The sequence below is a fragment of the Exilispira thermophila genome (assembly GCF_055389015.1).
Genome location: NZ_AP042476.1, coordinates 2301387 through 2326037, shown reverse-complemented (window position 1 = coordinate 2326037; position 24651 = coordinate 2301387). Strand labels below are relative to the sequence as shown.

At 22.1% G+C, this 24651-nt stretch carries 14 protein-coding genes; 8 read left to right on the top strand and 6 right to left on the bottom strand.

Annotated features, from left to right (window positions below; genetic code table 11):
* Window positions 1–208: 208 nt before the first annotated feature.
* From dnaN to gyrA, 5 genes are all read left to right on the top strand, one after another.
* Complete coding sequence (dnaN, locus tag ACZ5EC_RS09845) at window positions 209–1321, top strand: DNA polymerase III subunit beta (protein ID WP_464302310.1); 1113 nt, start codon at window positions 209–211, stop codon at window positions 1319–1321.
* 30 nt (window positions 1322–1351) lie between these two features.
* On the top strand, window positions 1352–2491 hold the full coding sequence (locus ACZ5EC_RS09840) for an AAA family ATPase (RefSeq protein ID WP_464302309.1): 1140 nt from the start codon (window positions 1352–1354) through the stop codon (window positions 2489–2491).
* Window positions 2492–2632: 141 nt separating this feature from the next.
* A complete protein-coding gene (locus ACZ5EC_RS09835; RefSeq protein WP_464302308.1) occupies window positions 2633–3118 on the top strand; it encodes a hypothetical protein in 486 nt (161 codons plus the stop codon).
* 178 nt (window positions 3119–3296) lie between these two features.
* Complete coding sequence (locus ACZ5EC_RS09830) at window positions 3297–5243, top strand: DNA gyrase/topoisomerase IV subunit B (protein ID WP_464302307.1); 1947 nt, start codon at window positions 3297–3299, stop codon at window positions 5241–5243.
* 142 nt (window positions 5244–5385) lie between these two features.
* Window positions 5386–7785 carry a DNA gyrase subunit A gene (gyrA, locus tag ACZ5EC_RS09825; protein WP_464302306.1) on the top strand — a complete coding sequence of 800 codons (2400 nt, stop codon included), beginning with the start codon at window positions 5386–5388 and terminating at the stop codon, window positions 7783–7785.
* 1 nt (window position 7786) lies between these two features.
* Here the strand turns inward: gyrA and ACZ5EC_RS09820 are convergent, their stop codons facing one another.
* The 3 genes from ACZ5EC_RS09820 to ACZ5EC_RS09810 form a co-directional block, all read right to left on the bottom strand.
* Window positions 7787–10519 carry a PAS domain S-box protein gene (locus ACZ5EC_RS09820; protein ID WP_464302305.1) on the bottom strand — a complete coding sequence of 911 codons (2733 nt, stop codon included), beginning with the start codon at window positions 10517–10519 and terminating at the stop codon, window positions 7787–7789.
* Between the two features lie 223 nt (window positions 10520–10742).
* Window positions 10743–11927: a hypothetical protein gene (locus ACZ5EC_RS09815; protein ID WP_464302304.1), complete on the bottom strand. Its 1185-nt coding sequence runs from the start codon at window positions 11925–11927 to the stop codon at window positions 10743–10745.
* Between the two features lie 147 nt (window positions 11928–12074).
* A complete protein-coding gene (locus tag ACZ5EC_RS09810) occupies window positions 12075–15281 on the bottom strand; it encodes an SNF2-related protein (protein ID WP_464302303.1) in 3207 nt (1068 codons plus the stop codon).
* Window positions 15282–15712: 431 nt separating this feature from the next.
* On the opposite strand from ACZ5EC_RS09810, the gene ACZ5EC_RS09805 reads away from it, so the two are divergent.
* Entirely contained in the window at window positions 15713–17026 is a 1314-nt protein-coding gene (locus ACZ5EC_RS09805; protein WP_464302302.1) for a glycosyltransferase, read from the top strand.
* Between the two features lie 259 nt (window positions 17027–17285).
* Here the strand turns inward: ACZ5EC_RS09805 and ACZ5EC_RS09800 are convergent, their stop codons facing one another.
* From ACZ5EC_RS09800 to ACZ5EC_RS09790, 3 genes are all read right to left on the bottom strand, one after another.
* Window positions 17286–18170, bottom strand: coding sequence for a damage-control phosphatase ARMT1 family protein (locus ACZ5EC_RS09800; RefSeq protein WP_464302301.1), 885 nt, complete (start codon window positions 18168–18170; stop codon window positions 17286–17288).
* 288 nt (window positions 18171–18458) lie between these two features.
* Window positions 18459–19454, bottom strand: coding sequence for a carbohydrate kinase family protein (locus ACZ5EC_RS09795; protein ID WP_464302300.1), 996 nt, complete (start codon window positions 19452–19454; stop codon window positions 18459–18461).
* On the bottom strand, window positions 19451–20749 hold the full coding sequence (locus tag ACZ5EC_RS09790) for a type III PLP-dependent enzyme (RefSeq protein WP_464302299.1): 1299 nt from the start codon (window positions 20747–20749) through the stop codon (window positions 19451–19453). Before ACZ5EC_RS09790 ends, ACZ5EC_RS09795 begins: the two co-directional genes overlap by 4 nt.
* A gap of 322 nt (window positions 20750–21071) precedes the next feature.
* Here ACZ5EC_RS09790 and ACZ5EC_RS09785 point away from each other — a divergent pair, with 322 nt between their 5' ends.
* Window positions 21072–21881 carry a substrate-binding periplasmic protein gene (locus ACZ5EC_RS09785; RefSeq protein WP_464302298.1) on the top strand — a complete coding sequence of 270 codons (810 nt, stop codon included), beginning with the start codon at window positions 21072–21074 and terminating at the stop codon, window positions 21879–21881.
* Between the two features lie 94 nt (window positions 21882–21975).
* Window positions 21976–24636 (top strand): PAS domain S-box protein, encoded by a 2661-nt coding sequence (locus ACZ5EC_RS09780; RefSeq protein ID WP_464302297.1) that lies wholly within the window; start codon window positions 21976–21978, stop codon window positions 24634–24636.
* Window positions 24637–24651: the final 15 nt, after the last annotated feature.

Sequence of the window (24651 nt, the reverse complement as noted above, 5' to 3'; positions counted from 1 at the left end):
ATCACCATCATCAATTTATATATTTAATATAATTATAGTAATATTAATTAAGAATTGTTAATTTTTATGGTTCTAAAAATATATTATTTTTCAATTTTTTGTCTTAAGAATTTAAAATATACAAATGATAAAAATTATTGATTATTCTTATTAATAATTTATTATATGAAAAAGATTTAAAATATATCGTATTATAAAGGAGAATAATATGAAATTCATTGCTCCAAAATATAAAATAGAAAATTTAATTATTTTAGCAGACTCTATTATTGAAAATAAAGTATCATCAATAATTTTTTCAAACATTGTACTTGAAGTAAAAGAAAATAACCTAATTATAATGGCTTCAGATTCTCAAATATATTTTAAAGCTATGGAAGAAGTTGAAGTTGTTGAAGAAGGTAAAATTCTTTTGAATTCAAAAAAAATATCAGATATTATAAAAGTTTTACCTGACGAAGAAATTGAATTTGTTAGTGATGAAAATTATAATATAACTATTAAACCAACTAACCCTGAAATGAATATAAAATTTAATTTAAAAGGGATAGTTGAAGAAGAATTCGATATAAATGTTGTATATGATGAAGAAAAATTAATTGAATTCGATTTTAATTTATTTAAAAATATGACTTCTAAAGTTTTATTTGCGACAGCATTAAGTGATAAGCATTATACTTTAAATGGAGTATTACTGGAAAAATTTAGTAATAAAATATCCTTAGTTGCTACAGATAAAAGAAGATTAGCTTATTGTTATCAATTTAGAGAGGAAATACCTGATATCCAGGTATTAGTTCCAAAAAAGTTTTTCTCTGAAATTTTGAAGATAAAAAGTGTATCTGAAAAATTTTATCTTGGTATTGAAGAGAATAGAATTATATTTAAAATCGATAATATTATTTTAATATCTACTTTATTTGAATTAAATTTCCCTGACTATAAAAAAATAATTAATAGTAATTCTATTTATGAAGCAGTAATTGATGTAAAGGAATTATTATCAAAATTAAGAACAATATCAGTTTTGTTAAATTCATTAGAAGATGGTGTTATATTTAATTTTGACATGGATAAATTGATGCTCTATACAAAAGAAAGTGAAGTTGGTATGGCTGAAGATACTATGAGTGTTGAATATCGTCAGGATCCAGTTTCAATATCTTTAATGTATAACAATATTGCAGATTTACTTAAATCAATAGATTTTGATAAGATAAAATTTGGAATAAGTGAAAATAAAAAAATGGTAGTGATTAGACCTTTTGAAGAAAATAAAGATTTTAATTATTTGTATTTAACTGTTACAATAATAGAATAATATCCTGGAAATTATAGATTTATAAAATAGATGTATTTAAATAAAATTGATGCTTATAATTTTAGAAATTTTTCTAAATTGAATCTAGAATTTAAAAAAATAAATATTATTCAAGGAAAAAATGGGAGTGGTAAATCTAATTTACTTGAATTAATATATTATTTTTTTTCAAATACCAGTTTTAGATCTGTTACTGATAATCAAATTTTAAAATCTGATGAAAATTTTTTTTCAATAAAAGGAATATTTGATCTAGAAGAGATAGTTTTTAAAAATAATATTAGTATTAATAAGCAAAAAATAGATGAAAAATTTGAAAAGACATTAATGTATGTTATAAATAAAGGTAAAACAATAAAAATTGATGATAGTATAAAAGATCTTTTTTTTTATATTCCTGTTTTAGAAAATAAAACATTTTACAATATTTTATATATTCTGGATTTTAGAAGAAAGTTTTTTGATAAAGTTTTGTCTTTTCTGGATCCAGAATTTAAAAATAATTTATTAAACCATAACAAAATTTTAAAAATTAAAAAAGATTTTTATAATAAAATTCAAGATTTTAAAAAATTAAAAAACAATATTTCAATGTTAAATGAAAAATTAGCTCAATCAATTGTTTATATTACAAATGCAAGATCGAAATTTTATTATACTTTTTTTAAAAATATTAGTAATGACAATGATTTTGATTTTGATATTAATGAAGTTAAAGTTGTTTATAAATCTATATTTAAAGATTTGGAATTTGATCAAATCAAATATGTTTTAGATGAAGGGATTGAAAAAGAAATTAAGACTGAAAGATTATACGGAAACCATGTTGATGGAATTTATCTTTATTACAAAGGTAAAAATATAACTAATATTTTGAGTTTAGGTCAACTTAAAATATTATTTACCCTGATTGTTTTTAAAATAATTAAAATTTTAGAAAAACAAAATAATTATAAACCAATTATATTAATAGATGATTTTTTTGTAGACCTTGATAAAACTAATCAAATAAAAGTTTTAAAAATTATAAAATTATTTATAGAAAATAATTTTCAATTATTTTTAACGACATTGGATAAAATAGATATTAAGCAATATTTTAAAAATGAAAATATTGATGTGGATAAAAATTTTAAACTTATAAATTTAGACATTTTAGAGTTAAAATAATTTAATTTTATGTGATTTTAATTTATATAATTATTTTTTATTTTAAATAACTTTTTTACTTTTTCTATTTAAAATAATTTTTTATATTTTAATTCATAATTCAATGTATTGTTTAATTTTAAATAAAATACTGAGGAAAAAATGAAAAATAAAAATAAAAACAACAAAAAAAAAGGAAATTTTAAGGAATTTAAAGATATAATTCCAGCAGATATTAAATATAAAATCAAAAAAAAATATTTAGAAAAACAAATTATAGATCTTTTTAATTCTTCACTTCATGGAACAATTTCAAATCATGTTAAAGCTATTTATGTATATAAAAATGAGATATATTGCGGAGTTGATAATCCTTTATGGGGAAATGAAATAATTTCGTATAAAGATCTTTATTTAAAAAAGATAAATAAAAATTTAAATACCAGAATAAAAGGGATTAAATTTAAACTTATTCCTAACCTTTTTAATAAAGAAGAAATAAAAAAAGAGAAAGAATTTAATTTAACAGATAATCAAAAAGAAGAAATTGAAAAAAAACTTAAAAATGTCAAAGATGAGAAACTAAAAAAAGTGATGTATGATTTATTAGCTTCAAAATTTAATGATGATAATATTAATAAAAAATAAAAACCATTTACTTCAATAATTTACTCACAAATTTTAAGGTCATTTTAATTAATAATTTCTATCTAATTTTTGAAAAATTCAATAAAAATTATTTTACTTTTTATATTAAATATTTTGAAGATTTTGATTTATTTTTTTATTTTGATATACTGTTGAAAAAGAGATAAAAGGGTTATAGATGGATAAAAATAAAGCTTCTAAACTTTATAATTCAAATTCAATAAAATACTTAAAATCACTTGAACATGTTAGATTAAGGCCTGGAATGTATATTGGTAATACTTCTGAAAAAGGGCTTAATCATCTCTTATTTGAAGTGGTTGATAATTCAATTGATGAAGCTTTAGCTGGTGTTTGTGATCATATTAAAGTTACAATTACAAAAGATAATGAAGCTATAGTTGCTGATAATGGTAGAGGTATTCCTGTTGATAAGATGGATGTCGAAGGTAAAAAAGTTTCAGCTTTGGAATTGGTTTTAACAGAATTATTTGCTGGTGGGAAATTTGATAATAAAGCTTATAGAATTTCTGGTGGTTTGCATGGAGTTGGATTGTCAGTTGTAAATGCACTTTCTGATTATTTAGAAGCTTATATACATAAAGATGGAAAAATATATTTTCAAAAATTTAAAAGAGGTATCCCTGAAATTGATGTAAAAGTTATTGGCAAAACTGATAAACATGGAACTATTATTAAGTTTCATCCTGATCCTCAAATTTTTAAGAATGTTAAATTTTCTTTTTCTATTTTAAAAGAAAGGCTTGAAGAATTAACATACTTAAATAGTAATATAAAAATAGAATTTAATTTTGAACCGGAAGAAAAGAGTTTTACTTTTCACAACGAAGGGGGGATCCTTTCTTATATTTATCATTTAAACAATGAAAAGAAAATATTGCTTTCAAATCCATTTTATTTTAAAACTTCTGTTCCACATATGAATAAAGAAAAAGCTCCTGTTGAAATAGAAGCAGGTTTTGTATATAATACTTCAGATTATGAAACTTCAATCTCGTTTGTAAACAATATTAAAACTTATGAAGGTGGAATGCATGTTAAAGGTTTTTATAGTGCATTGTTGAATTTTTTAGATGAAAAATATAAAGAATCAAAAATATATAATAACTATAAAAATTTGCCAATAAAACCATCTAAAGAGGCAAAATTTGGTATTGTAATGGTTGTTAATGTTAAAATGCCAGATCCAGAATTTGAAGGACAAACAAAAGAAAAATTAGGAAATGTTTATATTAGAGATTTTGTATATAAAGTAGTTTATGAGAAATTACAACAACACTTTAAAGAGTATAAAGAGGATCTTGATAAGTTAATAGATTTTTTAACAAGAAAAGCTTATATAAAATATCAGGAAAGGTCAGCAAGAAAAATAAAAATTAAATCTTTTTTAGAATCAGATTCATTACCTGGAAAACTTGCTGATTGTTCAGATAAAGACCCTGCTAATCGTGAATTATTTATTGTCGAAGGAGATTCAGCAGGTGGTTCTGCAAAACAGGGAAGAAATAGAAATTTTCAAGCAATTTTACCTTTATGGGGTAAAATGCTTAATGTATCTAAATCTGATTATACAAATTCTATATCAAATAATAAATTACAACCTATTATTGCAGCTCTTGGGGCAGGTATTGGAGCATCATTTAATAAAGATAAATTGAGATACCACAAAATTATAATTATGGCAGATGCAGATGTTGATGGTTCTCATATCAGAACTTTATTGTTGACATTCTTTTTTAGAGTCATGCCTGAGTTAATTACAGAAGGTCATCTTTATTTTGCAGTTCCACCCTTATATAGAGTGACACATGGAAAAAACATTAGATATTTATACTCAGATGAGGAAAAAAATGAATTTATTTCATCTATAAAAGGTAAAAAATATGATATACAAAGATATAAAGGTCTTGGAGAAATGAATCCTCAACAATTATGGGAAACTACAATGGATCCTGAAAAGAGAAAATTGATTCAAGTTAAAATTGATGATTATCTTGAAGCTGATGAAGTTTTTGAAAAATTGATGGGGAAAGATGTTTCTCCTAGATATGAATTTATTATAGCAAATTCAAAAAATATTGATAAAGAAAAACTTGATATATAGTTAGCAAAATAGGTGAAATATTTATAAAAAATATATAAAAATAAAATATATAAAAATAGAAAAAAGAGAATAGAAAAATAATCTTAATTATAAAAATATCTTTAAAATTTCAAAAATATTAATAAGAGGAGACATAACATAAATGGATATTATTAAAAAACATATTTCTGAAGAAATTGAACAATCATATCTAACATATTCCCTTTCAGTAATAATAGGAAGAGCAATTCCTGATGTAAGAGATGGACTAAAACCAGTTCATAGAAGAATACTTTATTCTATGTGGGAAATGGGTTTAACTTCAGAAAAACCAACAAAGAAATGTGCAAGAATTGTTGGTGATGTTTTAGGTAAATTTCATCCTCATGGTGATATGGCTGTTTATGATGCTTTAGTTAGAATGGCTCAGGATTTTTCTTTAAGATACCCTTTAGTTTATGGACAGGGTAATTTTGGTTCTATTGATGGTGATACTGCAGCAGCAATGAGGTATACTGAAGCTAAATTAAACAAAATATCATCAAAATTACTTGAAGATTTAGATAAAGAAACAGTTAATTTTGTTAATAACTTTGATGATAGTTTAAAAGAACCTGAAGTTTTACCTGCTAACTTTCCAAATCTTTTAGTTAATGGGTCAGAAGGAATTGCAGTTGGTATGACAACATCGATTCCACCACATAATATTAGAGAAGTTATTGAAGCAATTATCCATCTTATTGACAATCCAGATACACAAATTGAAGATTTACTGAAATTTATAAAGGGTCCAGATTTTCCTACTGCAGGTTTTATTGTTGATAATGAAGGTTTGTATGAAACTTATAAAAAAGGTAGAGGTAAGATTTTAGTTCGAGGAAAAGCAAGAATAGAAAAAATTGATAATGCTAAATATATAATTATTGAGGAAATACCATATCAGGTTAATAAAGCTGAGTTAATTAAAAGAATAGCTGCTCTAGTTAAAAATGATGTAATTGAAGGGATTTCAGATCTTAGAGATGAATCGGATCAAAATGGGATAAGAGTGGTTATTAAATTAAAAAGTAATGCTAAACCAAAAGTTGTATTGAATAAACTATACAAACATACTAACTTACAAAAATATTATTATTCAAATTTTGTTGCAATTAAAGATAACCAACCTTATGTTTTTAATTTAAAAGATCTTTTAAATGAGTATTATCTATTTAAAAAAGAGATTGTTGTTAAACGATTTAATTACTTACTTAAAAAAGCAAAACATAGAAAATTAATTCTGGAAGGATTGGTAATTGCTCTTGATAATATTGATGAAGTTATATCTATTATTAAAAAATCTAAAAATGCTAAAGATGCTAAAATCAATTTAATAGCCAGATTTGATTTTAAAGATGAGCAAGCTCAAGCTATTCTTGATATGAGATTGCAACGATTAACATCACTTGAAATAGATAGAATTAAAGAGGAATATAAAAAGATATTAAAAGAAATTGAAAAAATGGAAACAATTCTGTCCTCTGACAAAAATATTGATATACAGATAAAAAAAGAGTTACTAGCTATTAAAGAAACATATCAGGATGCAAGAAGAACAAAAGTAGTTCAATTAACTGAAGATGAAGATATTGATCTTGTTATAATTCCAGAAGATATGGTTGTAATTATGACTAAAAATGGGTATATAAAAAGAATACCTGCTAATAAATTTTTTATTCAAAATAGAGGCGGAAAAGGTAGACGTGGAGTTACACTTTCTTCTCAAGATTCAGTAAAATTTATAATTAAATGCAATACAGTTGATACAATGATCTTTTTTACTAACAAAGGAAAATCTTATTCTGTAATTGTTAATGATATAATAGAAGGTAGTTTTTATTCTAAAGGAGATTTAATTGACAATTATATAAGTCTGGAACAGGATGAAACTATTAAAAATATTGAAGTTGTTAAAAATTTTGAAGAAAATAAGTCAATTATTTTTGTAACCAAAAAAGGGATAATTAAAAGAATTGAATTAAAATCTTTAAAAAATAGTATGAGGAAAAGTGGATTAAAATATGCAATATTGAGAGAAAATGATGATATTGTTGATTCTGTTATTGTTAATGAAGAAAATGAAGTGATTATTGGAACAAAATTTGGAAAAGGGTTAAGATTTAAAGCTAAAGATTTAAGAATACAGGGTAGAAACTCTATTGGTGTTAAAGGGATAAAACTTAAAAATAATGATCAGGTTGTATCAATGATTAAAATAATTCCTGAAATGGATATTCTGATAGCTACAGATGAAGGATATGCTAAAAAAGTTAGATATACAGATTTTCCTTTACAAAAAAGAGGTGGATTAGGTGTTAATATTATTTCTGATGTAAAGAAAGCTGGAAATATATTAATATTAAAAAATGTTGAAAAAAATTCTAAAATACTTGTTATAACAAATGATGGAAAAACAATTAAAATTGACACTTCATCGATTAAAATACAAAAGAGAAATACAAAAGGGGTAAAAATAATAAGATTAAATCCTGGTTCTAAAGTAACTGACCTAACTTTTGCATAAATTAAAATTTTTCTAATAAAGCTATAAGTTCATCAGCTGTAAATGGTTTTTTTAAGTAAGCTTTAAAACCATATTTTTTTAGATTATTTAAAATAGAATTATTGTAATATCCTGTTGTAACTATTAGATTAATGTTTTTATCAATTTTAAGAAGTTTTTTTGCTGTTTCAATTCCACCAGAACTTCCTTTAATTGTTAGATCTAAAATTATAAATTTTATTTGAATCTTTTCTTTTCTTAATTCTTTAAATTTTTTTATAATTTCATAACTTTTATCACTTATAAATAGATCATAATTTAATTTCGTAAGAATTGATTTGAATGAATTTTGAACAATAGTATTATCTTCAAGAATTAAAATTGATTTAGCCTTGTTTTTACTATGTATTTCTTTTAATTCAGATAGACTTTTGTTATTTATGTTTTCTTTTTTTATTCTTTTTAAAGTTGCTTTTAAATAAATAGTAAATTTAGTTCCCACACCCTCTTTTGATTCAACTTCAATATAACCATTGTGCTTTTTTATAATTGAATAAACAATAGATAAACCTAATCCATTACCATTTTTTTTTGTAGTAAAATACGGGTTAAATATTTTTGAGAGTATATCTTCAGGAATCCCTTTTCCATTGTCCTGAAAAATAATTTTGACATAGTTTCCAGGTTTTAATATATTGTTTTTTACATAAAAATTTTTTTTAAAAAGTTTTGTATTGGATAAAATGATAGTAATTTTTCCATTCTTTTTAATTGCTGCAATAGAATTTAATAATAGGTTAGTAAAAACCTGACTGATCTGATTTTTATCAATGTGAACATTCCATAAATTATCTGGTGCCTTAATTACTGTTTTAATTTCTGAACCTGAAGTATAAAATCCTATTGTTTCTTTAATAATTTCTTTTATAGATTCTGGTTTTAAAACAGGAGTACCACCTTTAGCAAAAGTTAATAATTGAGATGATAAGTTTAAAGCTTTTTTTGAAGCTTTTTCTATATCGGTTATAGTATCATAAAAAGAATTGTTTTTACCAATTTGCATTTTTAACAATGAAATATTTGCACTTATCCCAGTTAAAATATTATTAAAATCGTGAGCAATTCCACCAGCTAAGATTCCAAGACTTTCAAGATTTTTCATTTTTTGAAGTTGTATTTCCATATTTTTTATATCAGTTATATCTTCTCCTGACCCAAATTCACCTAAAATATTACCATGTTCATCTTTTAAGTAAAAAGATGCCCATTTTATAAGTCTTTTTTTACCCTTTGAATTAACAATATAATTTTCATAATATTGAATTTCAGAGCTACCTAATTTCATTTGCTTAAAGAAAAACTTTTTTCTTTTTTCTTTAATATCATCAGGTAGAAATTTATCAAACCAATTTTGTCCTATAATTTCATTTTCTTTATAACCTAAAATTTCACATCCTGTTTTATTAATTAGTTGAACAATTCCTTTGTTATCCATTACTACCATTATTACTGGAGCAGTATCTAAAAATTTTTTTATTTTTTGTTGTTCCTGTATAAGTTTTTTTTCAAATTCCTTTTGTTTTGTTAAATCTATAACACTAACAAGCTTGTAATCTTTATTATAAATTTTTATATTTGTTACATTAACAAGACATGGGAATATAGTCCCATCTTTTTTTTTATTTTTATATTCAAAAGAGAATACATTATCAAGGATTTCAATTTTTATTTTATCATCAAAAGTTTTAAGTAAATAATCAGGTACAATTAAAGATAGGTCTTTACCAATAAGCTCTTCTTTTTTAAATCCATAGAGTTTTTCAACAGCTAAATTACAATCTACAATTATTTTATCTTGAGTTTCTAAGAATAAAGGTACTGGTAATAGCTCAAATAGAGATTTTAGAAATGTTAAATTTTCATTAAGTTTATTTATATATTTATTGATAAAACTGGCTATATTTTTTGATTCATTGAAAGTAAATAAAGAAGTATCTATATTTTCATTTTCTTCTGAATTTTTTTCTAAAAATTTTTTTATTAAATTAAAATCAAATTGAAATTTAATAATTAATTTTTTGAATATTATAAAAATTAAAATCAAAATTAATACTAAAAATCCAATATTAGCATAAATTTTAATATTATTTATCTTTTTTAAAGAAATAAAAGCTTTATTATACTCTTCTATTAAATCTTCTAAGTAAATACCTGAACATACAATTATGTTAAGGTTTTTATTAGAATTGAAATATGTTAATTTTTTTGTTATTTTTTTGGTTGAAGGATTTTCCCAATAATATTCTACAAATCCTGATTTTTTTTGTTTTGCAATGTTAATAATGTCCTGTACAAATAATTTATTTTTTTCATCTTTTAAATAATATAAATTTTGATTAATTAATTCTGGTTTTATTGGGTGGGCTAACATTTTCCCATTAAAATCAATAATATATAAATAAAGATTTTTGTTTTTACCAAATTTATAATTAATAATTTTTTGAAGAAAATTTTGATCAATTTTTAAAGAACTATTGTTGGATTTATAAAAATTGCCAATTATTTCTAAAGTATTATTAACATTTGTTTCTATAAGTTCGATTTGTGATTTTTTATAAAGGTCAGTGCTCCTTTTAAGATTTTTATTAAATGCTTTTTTGTTAATAAAAAACCATACTAGAGCAAATAAAATAATTATTAATATTAATAGATAAAAAAATAAGATAAGAATTTTTAAAAAGGATTTGTCTTTCATAAAACAATTTTAGTATTAAAATTTAAAAATTCAAATTTCATTTCATAATAACTTTAAATTAATGTGAAAATGTATAACAATAATATTGATTTTATATATTTAAAAAAATAGGTTAATAAAAAGAATCGGAAAAATAGAATTATTAAATTAATTAATAGAAAAAATTTGAAAAAATAAAGTAGAAAATATGATTATTATATTAATGTGATTATTACATTATTTGCTATTCATTGTTTAATAATATAACTCCACTATAAGCAGGTATAATAATCTGTTTAGCTTTGATTTTTGTTATATTTATATTATTTTCTTTACCATCAATAATTGAACCGGAAAATTTTAATTTTGTATAATATTTATCAAGTGTAACTATTTTTGAAAAAGGAAAAGGGTTAACCATTACTATCCCTTTTTCGAATTTTCTTTTATAAATTTGAATATATTTATCATAATAAAAAGTTATGTCCTGAAAACTTTCAACAGGATTTCCTAAATCAATATCCATTTCAGGATAATATTGGACTGGGGTTTTTATTGATAAATCTTCAATTAAATAGTAAATATTTGGATTAAATATGAATAAATATGAGGTAAAAGAGTACAATCTTTCTTCTACTGTTAACTTATCCATGTAAATACCTTTTAATTTATTATAAGCAATATAGAAATTTGATTTTGAAAAATTATTAACTAAATTTAAAAATTTAACATATATTTTTTCATTAGAACTATTAAATATCTTAAAAATAGAATAAACAAAATTGTTTGTTATTCCACCATAATTTAGATTATTGAAAAAGTTAACTGAGTTAAAAGAGGAAATATTTTCATAAATTCCTGATACCAATATATTTTTTATGTTTGTTTCAGATTTAACTTTTTTAAGTAAGTATAAAATTTGTTCTGTATATTTATTTTTATCATAACCATCAGGTGCATAATCAATAAAACTACTCAGGTTAAAATTGACATCTTTAAACAAAATACCAAAGAATTGTTTTCCTTTAGTAATTTCTACCAAATTATTTAAAACAAAATTTTCATATTCTTTAGAAAAAATATTCATTAAAAATTTATTATTGTTTTTATTTTTAATTCTTTTTTTTTCAAATGGAGATTTAATTGAATGAGTATAAGCTGTTTCTGGTAAATCTTTATTCTCATCTGAAAACAAAAGATTATATACTAAAATTTGATGTTTGTTTTTAAATTTATCATTATATTTATTTACTAAAATAAGATTATATTTTTCATTTATAAATTGAACTTGAGAATCTGAGATGTTGTTGTAAGTAGATAGATCTATAGCATAATTTTTAAATGAAATAGTGTTGTTATCAGCTGAGAGAAAAATAGTCAGAATTAGAGTTATTGTAAAAACAAATATAATAGCTATACCCTTTTTCATTAACTTTTCCTTTAAATTAATAAAAAATTAATAATTTGATTATTTATTAGAAAAAAATAGTTTAGTTTATAATTTACTTAATTATTTATTTGAATAAGTTACTTTTATTATAATTATAAATGTCAAAATGTAAATTTTATTTATAAATTATTGAAAAAATTCTTCAATATCTTCTTCAGTTAATGAATTAAATATATTTTCAACATTAACAACAGAATCAAATAATTGTTTTTTCTTTTCCTGTAATTTTAATATTTTTTCTTCAATTGTGTTTTTAGATATTAATTTATAAACATTAACAGTATTTTTTTGACCCATTCTATATGCTCTATCTATAGCTTGCATTTCAACCATAGGATTCCACCATGGATCAAATATAATAACCATATCTGCTTCAGATAAATTTAATCCATAACCACCAGCTTTCAAACTAATAAGAAATATTGGTATATCTTCTTTTTTAAATTTATCAATTTCAATTCTTCTTTTGTTTTCAGGAATAGATCCATCCAGATATGAAAATTTAAAACCCAATTTTTGAATTTCACTTCTAATTAAATGTAACATTTGTGTAAATTGAGAAAAGAGTAATATTTTATGATTTGAATCAACAGATTCAATTAAAATTTCTTTTAAAAGATCTGCTTTTCCTGAAATATTATCTCCTATTCCAATTGCAGGATTAATTAATGAAGGGTGATTTGAAATTTGTCTTAATTTTAAAAGTGCAGTTAAAATATGTATTTTAGATTTTTTAAGTCCATCTTTTTTAATTCTATAAAGGATAGATTCTCTTGTTTCATCTAAAATTTCCTGATACAATTTTTGTTGTATAGGGGATAAATCAGAAAATAAAGTCTGAATAATTTTTGGAGGTAATTCAGGTAAAACATCTTTTTTGATTCTTCTTAATATAAAAGGAGAAATTCTTTTTTTTAATTCTTCTAATTTTTCTTCAGTAAAATTATCTACAAAATTTTCTTTAAATGGTTTAAATTTTCCAAGTAATTGAGGTGATACAAATGAAAAAATTGACCAGAGTTCTTTAAGGTTATTTTCAACTGGAGTACCTGTTAACACAAATCTATAAGCTGAATTAATTCTTTTTACTGTATTGGATATTTTTGTATTTGGATTTTTAATATGGTTTGCTTCATCAAGTACTACTGCTTCAAAATCATAAAGTTCATATTCTTCTATATCATTTCTAATTAAGGAATAAGAAGTAATGATAACATCGTACCTGTTTAAATGAGAAATAAGTTTTTTTCTTTCATTTACATTACCAACAATAATTAAGTATTTCATATTTGGAAAAAACTTCAAAATTTCATTTTCCCAATTATGTAATAAAGAAGTTGGACAAATTATTAGAGATGGTTTTGGTGAATTAAGAGATTTAATAAATGTAAGAATTTGAATTGTTTTACCAAGACCCATGTCATCAGCTAATATACCTCCAAAATGGAACTCTTTTAAAAAATAGAACCAGAAAAAACCATATTTCTGATAATTTCTAAGTTTTTTAGATACCTCTTTTGGAATTGTAATTTTTGTTTTCAGTATAGATATATCCTGTTTCTCTACAAAAGTTTCTCGTAAATAAATCATCTTTTTTAATTTTTCTGGTAATATTAAAGAAATTTTTGAATTTTCACTTTTATTTTTTATCTTTTTAACTTCATCGTAGAAGTAAAAAAATTGCGACATATGAATAGTATTACTTTTTTTATCAAGGACATCATGGATTAGTTGTTTTAAAAGTTTAATTTCTTCATAATTTTCAACTAAGGTTAGATTGTTTTTTATATTAATAAATCTTTTTCCATGTACTATTTTTTCAATTGCATCCTTGGTAACTTTTGATCCATCAGAAAAAATATATTCCTCTTTTATTTTTAAATGATCCTGACTAATAGTTGATTCGCTAAGTTTAATATCAGCTAAAATATATGCTTTTTCTAACATTATTTTTTTAAAGTTTTCAGTAAATACAATTTCAACTTCTTGTTTTAATATGTTAGGTCCTTCTTCTAAAAATTTTTTATAATATAATTTATCCTGTTGTTTTAAATATTTATTTTCAAGTTTAAAATGGTATTTTTTTAAAAGAAATAAGATCTTTTTTTCTTTAATTAAATTTCTTTTAATTACAAGATATCTATTCTGGTAAAATTTACATATATAAATATTTTCAGGAGATCCAATGGTGAACTCTTCAAATAAAATTTTTTCTTTTACCTTTTTGCCTTCAGAATCATTAATATCAAAATTTAAACTAATTTTTGGATAAAGGGTTATTTCATCAACATAATCAAATACAAAATGGTATTTATAATCTTTAATTTCTTCTAATTTAACATCGCCCTTTACATTGATTTTAAAGGAATTTTGTATTTTAGGTAATATTTCATAATAAAAAGTAGAAATTTCGTTATCTTTCAAAATTAAATTATCTTGAGATAAAAAGTTCCAGATATCTTCAGAAAGTTTAACTCTTAAAGGGTAAATAATGTTATTGATTAATATCCATTGATAAAAGAAACCTGAAAAAATCTTAAAATCTTCTTCTATATCAAGTGATATATAAGCTCCACTTTTTGTAAAATTTAATGTTAATTGTGGTTTAAAATATTTTTCTGAAAATTTGAGTTTTTCCCCACTATCTTCTTCATAAAATTCAGGAAAATCTGATAATATTTTTAAGAATAGATCTAAATTATTTTTTGGTAACGAGAACTCTTCTTCAGGTATATGACCAAGCCAATCAGTTATTGCTTTAACAATTAGTCTATCTTTTAATGGAAATAAAGTATAATTAAATTGTCTTAGTTCATCCCATTTTTCTAAATATGATATGTCAGTATAAAAATTTATAAGTTTTTCATCTTTATAAAAGTCAATTTTAAATTGTGCTTCTTGATTAAATTTTTCTTCTAAAATTATAGTTATTTTAACAGAATATTTTTCTGAAACAGTTTTTAGAGTTTTAATTAATCTATCTTTAGCCAGTTCCCTTTTAAGTGAAACAAATTTTTCTTTATTAATCTTATTTTTATCTAAGAATTTATCCGAGATGCTTAATAATTTGAATACCAATGCAGCTCTATGGGCACAAAAGTCTCCCATTTCATCGCATGTACAAAAAGAACTTAAAATTTCATTTTTTGAAGTAGATATAATTAATTCAGAGTTGTATCTTTTATCATCAACAACTTGATTGCCTTTTATATTTATAGTAGTATCATCAATTAAAATGATATCAAAATCTTTAATTGAGTTATTTTTAAAATATTTTTCACCATTTTCTAGAATAATTTTTTCTTTTATTGAATCAAAAATTGAAATATCCATGATTTTCCCTTCTAATTCTCCTTTACTCAGTTTTGTGTTAATTTTAAAAAAAATTCTTAATACAAAAATTATAATTAAAAAAAAATAAAAATAAACAAAAAATTTAAAAATAGATTATATAATACTTTGATACAGATAATATAAGTTATTTAATAAAATAATACAATATAAAAAATAAAAAGAAGCTATCAATATTATATAAAAAAATATTATTAAAATAATATTTGCATAAACACTAAATTATGTTTTAACGATATTATAAAGAAAATCAAAAGTTAAGTATAATCTAACTTACTTTAAAATAATAAAGGGTATTTTCAAATTTTCAATAAAATTCTTTTTATGTTTAAAAGTTTTTAAAACCGATTTGAAAAAAATATAAATTGATATAAAATATAAAATATAAAAATAAAAATTATCAGGATTGAAAAATGAATGGAAAAAGAAAAAATGGATTTCATATCAAAAACATTGGATTTATCTCTACAAGATTTAAAGGTACTGATGGGGTTTCATTAGAAACTCAAAAATGGGATGAAGTCTTAACTTCAATGGGGTATAATACTTTTTATTTCGCTGGGGTTTCCGATAGACCTGTTGAAAAAACAATGATTGTACCCGAAGCTTTTTTTGACCATCCTGAAATAAGGTTGATTCAATCAAAATGTTTTAACACTTTAAGAAGAACTTCTTGTATTACTGGTAAAATTCATAAAATGAGAAGAATTTTAAAAGAAGCACTCTATAGATTTGTAGAAAAATTTTCTATAGATTTAATTATACCACAAAATTGTTTAGCTATACCTATGAATTTACCTCTTGGGTTAGCATTAACTGAATTTATTGCTGAAACTGGTATTCCAACCATTTCTCATAACCATGATTTTTACTGGGAAAGACAAAGATTTTTAGTTAATGCAGTAGAAGATATTATTTTTGCATCTTTTCCTCCAGCTTTACCATCTATACAACATGTATCAATTAATACCTGGGCAAAAAAAGAGTTAAGCTATAGAAAAGGGATCTCATCAGAGGTTATTCCCAATGTAGTAGATTTTGATAAAAAACCAGTTGGTATCGATGATTTTAATAAAGATGCAAGAAAGGATTTAGGAGTAGGTGATGATGAATTGTTATTTTTACAACCTACCAGGATTGTAGCAAGAAAAGGGATTGAACATTCAATAGAATTGATAAGTCGTTTAAAACATAGAAAAGTAAAGCTTGTTATAACCCATTCGGCAAAAGATGAAGGTTCCACTTATATGGAAAGAATTATAAGTTATGCAAACCATTTAGGGGTTAAGTTGATTATAAAACCAGAAATTATTGGTGAGAAGAGAGGATATGATAAAAATGGTAATAAAGTATATACTTTATGGGATATTTATCCACACGCTGATTTTATTACATATCCTTCAACTTATGAAGGATTTGGTAATGCATTTATTGAATCGATATATTTTAGAAAACCAATTTTAGTAAACAAATATTCTATTTATTCTATGGATATTGCTCCTTTAGGTTTTGAAGCAATAGAGATGAATGGTTTTATTACAGATGATGTAATAAAGAAAACAGATAACTTATTAGATGATCCAAAGAAAATAAAACAGATGACTGATAAGAATTTTAAATTAGCTAAAAGGTATTTTTCATATAAAATATTAAAAAAGAAACTTGAAACAATAATAGGTAATTTTGAAGGAATAATTGAATTAATTGATAGTAATGATAAAAAATAAAAAATCTAATCAATTAAAATTAATAAATTGTTAAATTTAAAAAAAATAAAATTAATAATTTCCTACAATTTTTATTTTATAATTATTGGATTAAAATGTCTATAATTGTAAAAGAGATTTTTTAAATCAATATATTTGTGTTAAATGAGGGTTGTCCATAAATTTAATGGATAGTTTATTTTTTATATTTCTAAGTTATATTTTTCAATAAAAGAAAACAGTCTTATAAGTTTTGAGACAAAATATTACTAAATTAATATCATATTTTTATATTTTCATTTTTATGTAAAAATATAATATTACCAAGTGGAATATTTAAGTATTTTGAAATTACATCACATTTAATTTTCAATATAAAAAAAATTTCTCTCAAAGAGTCAGATAAACCCTCAAAATTACCCTGGCCTTTTGAAATGATTAAATCTGCATTATTAAAAGATTTAATAAAGTTTTTATTACATTTATCAATTATAATTCCAGGTGTATCAACACCTGAAGAAATTATTTTAGCATATTTATCAATTTTTGATTCAATTGCATCTTCCACTACAACATCGTTAATTATTGGAAAACCTCTTGTTGCAAAGCTAATTTTAATATCATGGAATTCTTTTTTAATTTCTTTAATAAAAAGCATATCAAAAACAGATTCCCCTGCATTATCTCCAATATAAAGTAAGTTTTTAGCTTTTTTTAATTTAAAATAAAATTGTTCAAAGTCATCTAAATAATAATCTTTTTCTAATAATTTCTCTATTAAAAGATTAAAATCTTCTTCCATATTTTTATTATCATTTATACCAAAATCAATCACATTTCCAATGCTTGCAATTTTAGAAGCTGTTTTTAAAGGGTTTGTGCTTGTTTTTATCTCTTTTTCAAGAAATGGGATTAAGTTTAAAGCTTTTTGAATAAAATCATGTTTTATATATTCATATGGATTATAGTTATTAGATATTTTATGAAAAATTTTATAAACTTCTCCTCCAATTGCAGCTGGTGGCAAATTATAATCAATTTTATCCAAAAAATCTTTAACCTTTTGCAAGATAAGTTTTTCTTTTTCTTTATCAAGATTGATAAGTTTAGAGGTTTTTAATACTTGATTTTTAAAGCAATCAATACAACCTGGAAAAGTTTTCATTTGTTCTCCTTAAATTTTAAAAGTAAAAAAATTATTAGATTTATAAAATAAAACATAAAAAATATACAAAAATAGTTGAAAAAAGGAAATATTTAATTATAATATATAATGGTGGGGATAGTACGGGAAATCATGTGGAATAGGCCGTTATGGAGCCTGAAATTTATCAAATTGAATTGACCACATTGTACATCCCCACCATTTTTTATTTATCAATAAAATTTTTTTAAATATATCAATTTAATATATCAATATTATTTTTAAAATATCATTATAATATAAGTAATTTTATATATTATTTAATTTTTTTAAATATTCTTCAGTTTTAATTATGCTTTCTTTTATACAATTTATTATTTCATCCTTTTTTATACAATTGTGGGAAAATAATATATTTTCTTTTTTTTCTAATATTTTTGAAAGATTTTCAATTACTTTTGAAAAAAGATAATCTCCAGCACCATTGGTTGATTTTAAATTTAATTTTTCATTTGGATAGAAATCAATTTTTTTTAACCTATCTTTTTCTATAAAATAAAGAGTACTACCATTTCTACCTTTAGTGACAAGTAGATATTTAATATTTTTATTTTTTAATAAAGAAAATGTTTTATTTTTAATAAACTTAGATAAAGGAATTGTTCTCAAATTTATTAGAGTTTTAAATTCATTTATTTCTGGGGAACTAAAAAAAATATTGTTAAAATATTTTTTTACTCTTTTTGTTTTCTCAATACTTATTGTTTCAAAAAAAATAAAAATTTCTTTTTTTTCTAAATATTTTATTAACAATTTTATGAGTTCAGAGTTTAAATTTGCATCTAAAACAACAATATCTTTTGGTTTTAAATTATTTAAAATTTTAGTTATAAAGTTAAAACTCAAATGGTTTTCAAGTATATCAAAATTAGATGCTCCATATAATAATTCACCATTCTGCATCAATGCATTGTAAAAAGAGGTTTTAGAATTGTTTATTGATTGTAAAAATATTGTAGGTCTTGAGTTAGATATATTATTGTTAAAGTTATTAAAACTATTTTGTTCAAATAAAAAAATATCATATTCATTATCTTTTTTTAAATCTTTTAATATCATTTTTCCAGGTATATCATTTCCAATGGTAGAAATAAAACACTTGTTTTTGGTATCTATATTTTTAAAGATATTAAATCCAACACCACCAGTAGAAATATTAAGATTTGCAATGTTAGATGTATGTTTAATGAATTTGTTTTTAGATACAATAATATCTATAGCTATACCACCAATAACATAAATCATTGAACTTCCTGCTCAGGTGAAATTTCATTTATATCAAAATCTATACCCATATGGATATTTTCAAGTTCATCATCTTTATTTAGATAAAGAACTTTAGCCAGTCTAAAACCATTAAATTTTGTAGCTGACATTATTGAATATGCTCCAATATCAGAGCTTAAAATATTATCTCCAATCTTGATATCTTCAGGAAGGTAAACTTCTCTTTGCATTATATCAACGGAATCACATGTTGGTCCTGCAATCACATAAGGAATAAGTTTATTTTTATAATCTTGAGTATGGTATCTTGGATTTAAAGGGATATAATTAAACAAAGCATGATCATACATAATTCCTGAATAGGAACCATATACCCCATCATCTAAAAATAACCACATTTTTCCTTCTCTTTTTGATTTTCCTATTACAGTTGTTACTAAGGTTCCAGATGGTCCACTTATTATTCTTCCAGGTTCAGCAAGAATGGTAAATTTAGAAAGATTGTATTTCTTGTAAATTTTTGAAAATTCAATAAAAAACTCTTCCAGATAGGTGGTTCCTGACCCATATATTGAATCTATTGGAAATCCTCCTCCTATATCTAAAACTTTAAGGTCCAGTCCTAAATCTTTTTTACATTTATTAATTACTTCAAGGGAAGATATTATCCCTTTTTCATAATTTTTAATATCGAAACTCTGTGTGCCAACATGAAAAGCTATACCAACAGGATTTAAGGAATGTTCTTTACAATATTTCAATAAAGGATATGCCTCTTCAATATCTGCTCCAAATTTTTCTGAAAGGTTTGTTTGGACATTTTCAGAATATGTTTTTATTCTTAAAATACTGGCAGGTATGAATTTGGTTTTTCTTTTTTTTAAATATGAAGAAATTTTTTCAATTTCATAAATATTATCAAAAGTATAAGCTTTAATTCTTTTTTGTATAGCTGTTTTAAGGCTTTCAAAATTTTTAACAGGATTAGCTAATATCATCCTATCACCATTAATTTTTAATTTTGAAAGTAACTTTATTTCTCCAGATGAAGCAACATCAAAAGAAATATTCAAATTGTTTAATAACTCTAAAATGTAGGTATCAGCATTTGCTTTTATAGCATAATGAATATCTATTTCTGGAAGATACTTTTTAAAAAGAGTTATACTATTTAAAATCTCTTTTTCCTGAATAATTAAAAATGGTGTTTTATGTTTTTTTATTAAATTATTTGCAATAAAAATTTTCTGCTTAATTCTATGGGTTTTATCTTTTTCAAAAACATTAAAATAATTAAAAATGTTTTTATTCATTAAGTTCTCCAGTATTTTTCTTTAAAAAAGTATAAATTAAAAATAACAAATTAAAATAAAAAAGTTTGGTATACTTGATAATTTTAAATTTAAATTTAAAATTAATATATAATATAAAAATAAAATTTTTTGTGAAACAAAAATTAATGGAATAAACATTTTCCAAAAATGGATAATATAAAGGTTGAAATAAAATTTATAGTTTTTTGTATTCTCTTTTTTATTTTCATATTAAAAATTAAATAATGATTATTTAATAATAAGTTGATAACAAAAATACAAAATAAATAACTATAAGCAGATAAATATAATAGGACTAAGAATGAAAATTAAAAAATTCAGCTTTATACTTTTATTATTAATTTTGATTTTTATAATTTCAAAAAGAGAAATAGCTAAAGGGATAGATAATAGGATTTTTACTATATATTATTTTGAAAGATTACCATATTATCATAAAAGTGATCAAAATAATGGTAACGAGCCTTCTAAACCAGAAGGATTTTTAATGGAGATTACAGAGAAAATATTTAATTTAGCTAACATTAAACATAAATATGTTTTAGAAACACCAAAAAGGATTTTACAGATAGTAAAGAAATATGAGACTGCTGTCTCAGTTGGTTGGTTTAAAACTAAAGAAAGAGAAAACAATTATAAATTTAGTATTCCGCTTTATCAGGACAAACCTTATGTAATTGTAGTAAATAGATATAAGAAAGAAAAATTACCATCAAATCCCACATTGGATAATATTTTAAAAAGTGATTTAATTTTAGGGGTAATTGATGGATTTTCTTATGGGGAATTAATTGATAAAAAGATTTTAGAATATAATCCAGAAAAGATAACTTTTCCCTATATTTATAAAAATATTTTAGAACTAATTTCAAGTTTTAGATGCGATTATACTTTTATGAATTATGAAGAAGCATACTGGATAATTAAAAATGATGATAATTTATCTTTAAAAATTGCAATTGTAAAAATTAATAATCTTCCTTTTTCAAATAAAAGATATTTAATATTTAATAAAAATGTTGACTTAAAAATTCTGGAAGATATCAATAATTCAATATTAAATTTCAAAAAAAGAAAAGAATATAAAACTATAATAGAAAAATATTTTTAGAAATATTTTATAGAAACTTATGTAAAAGTAAAATTTAACGAATTTTATTTTTATAAATATAAATTAAAGAAAAATAAAATTAGAGATAATAATTATGAATTTTAAAAATGTTATAAACTTAAAGCATAAAAATTATTCAGAAAAAGGTAAAACTTTTCAATCAATATTACAGAGAAAAATATTTAAAAATTTTTTAATTATAGTATTAATATTCATAATTTTATTGTATTTCCTTATATATGATTATGTTCAAAAACGAATTTATAATAGATTTGAAATAAGTATCAATATATTGGCTAAAAGCATAGTAAATCCACTTTATAATCTTGATTTTAAAACATTGAAAAATATTCTGGAAGCAGGTTTATTGAACCAGGAAATATACGAAATTATTGTAATTGATGAATTTAACAACAAAATTGATATTAAAAAAAATAAAAATAATAAAATAAAATTCAAAGAATATGAAATAGATATTTTAAAAGATAATTTTAAAATTGGAAAAATAATTGTTTATTATGATATTAAAACAATTATTAATAAATTGTTTTATACGAGCTTTTTACTTTTATTATTAATTACAATAAGTGCTATATTGTTTTACCATAATTTTAATAAATTTATTTTATTTTATTTAATTACCCCTTTTAATAAACTATTAAACACAATAGACTCTATTATAAAAAAGAATTATAATTCCAGGATTGATTATCAAAATTTTTCTCTTATTGAAACAAAAAAAATTGCTCAAAAATTTAATTTAATGGCTGATGAAATTGAAAAAACTATTTCTAAATTAAATGAAAAGCAAATTCAGTTGAATTATAGTTTAAAAAATTTTAAACTATTGGTAAATAGCATACCTGATGCAATATTTATTTATAACACTGACTATAAAATGATATATGCAAATGAAAGAGCTTGTGAATTGTATGGATATACAAAAGAAGAAATTGTTAATAAATCTATTCTTGAAAGAAGTTCATCAGATTTTAATTTAAATGACATAATTGAAAAGTTTAATTTTGTAAAAGAAAATAAAAAGGAACTTCAATTTGAATGGGTTGCAAAAAAAAAGACAGGAGAAACTTTTCCAATTATAGTAAGAATTAATTATATAAAGTATAATGGAGAGGATGCCTTACTATCAGTTGTAACTGATAAAACTGAACTATATAAAATTAAACAAACTTTAACAGAAATAGAATCAAGATATAGAAATTTATTTAATAATTTACCTGTAGGAGTATTTTATTTTGACAAATCTGGAAAAATTATTTTATATAATCCAGGTTTAGAAAATATTTTTTCTTTTTTAACAGATAAAACTAATGTTATGGAAATTCTTTATAAAGATAGAATAAAGAAAAAAATTGAAATGATTATAAATGGCAAAAATGACATTGTTGATGTTGAATTAAAATATAATGAAAATATGGTAGATAGATATTTGGGATTTAAAATTTCTTCATTAAAAGATAAAGATGGAAATGTGATTGGAGGTATAGGAATAGTTAATGATATTACAAGTGAAAAGAAACTAGAAAAAGAATATTTAAAAGCTTCCAAACTGGAATCTCTTGGTATTTTGGCAGGTGGAATTGCTCATGATTTTAATAATATATTTGCTGGAATTATTGGCAATATAACATTGGCGAAATATTTGATCCCAGAAGATCCTGAATTAAAAGAGGTTTTACAGGATATAGAAGATATTTCATTAAAAGCAAAAACATTAACAAATCAAATACTTACTTTTTCAAAAGGAAGTACACCTGTAAAAAAAGTATTTGATGTTAGTGAATTATTAAAAAAAATGATTTCTTTGCTATTTGCTGGAGAAAAGATAAAAATTATTAAGCATTTTCAAAAGGTTCTACTTAGTATCTATGCAGATCCTGATCAGACCTATAATGCATTATATAATATTCTTTGTAATGCAAAAGAGGCTGTAAATCCACAAAATGGTGAAATTAAAATTGAGGTAACAAATTTTATAAAAAATAATTCCAATAATGAAAAAATAGATTTGAATAAAAGAGAAAAATATAAATATAAAGATTATGAAAAAGATTTAGATAAAGGTAAATACATTAAGATTATAATTGAGGATAATGGTGAGGGTATAGAAAAAGAGTACATTCATAAGATATTTGACCCTTATTTTACAACTAAAAAATCAGGTAAAGGGATTGGATTAGCTGTATCTTACTCTATTATAAGAAAGCATAAGGGTTATATTTTTTGTGAATCTGAGATAAATAAAGGAACAAAATTTATAATTTATTTACCTGCATTTGATATATTTTCAGAAGAATTATATTCAGATCAGTCAAATCAATATAAAAAAGAAAACATAATTGAGAAAGAGTATAAGTTAAAAGGTAATGTTTTGGTTATGGATGATGAGATAGTTATAAGAAAAACTTTAGAAAAGATGTTTGATATATTTGGAGTTAAAACTTATACTGTTGAAGAAGGTAAAAAAGCTGTAAATCTATATAAAAAATTAAAGAAAGAGAAAAAGAAAATAGATCTTGTTATCCTTGATTTAACAGTTCCTGGTGGATTTGGGGGGAAAGAGGTTATAAAAGAATTAAAAGAGTTTGACCCGGAAGTTAAAGCTATAATATCAAGTGGATATTCGAATGATGATATAATGGGGAATTATAAAAACTATGGTTTTATTGATGTTATCCGAAAACCTTATACATTAGATGAATTATATAATGTTTGTAAAAGGTATTTAAAATAAAAATATTAGTTAAAA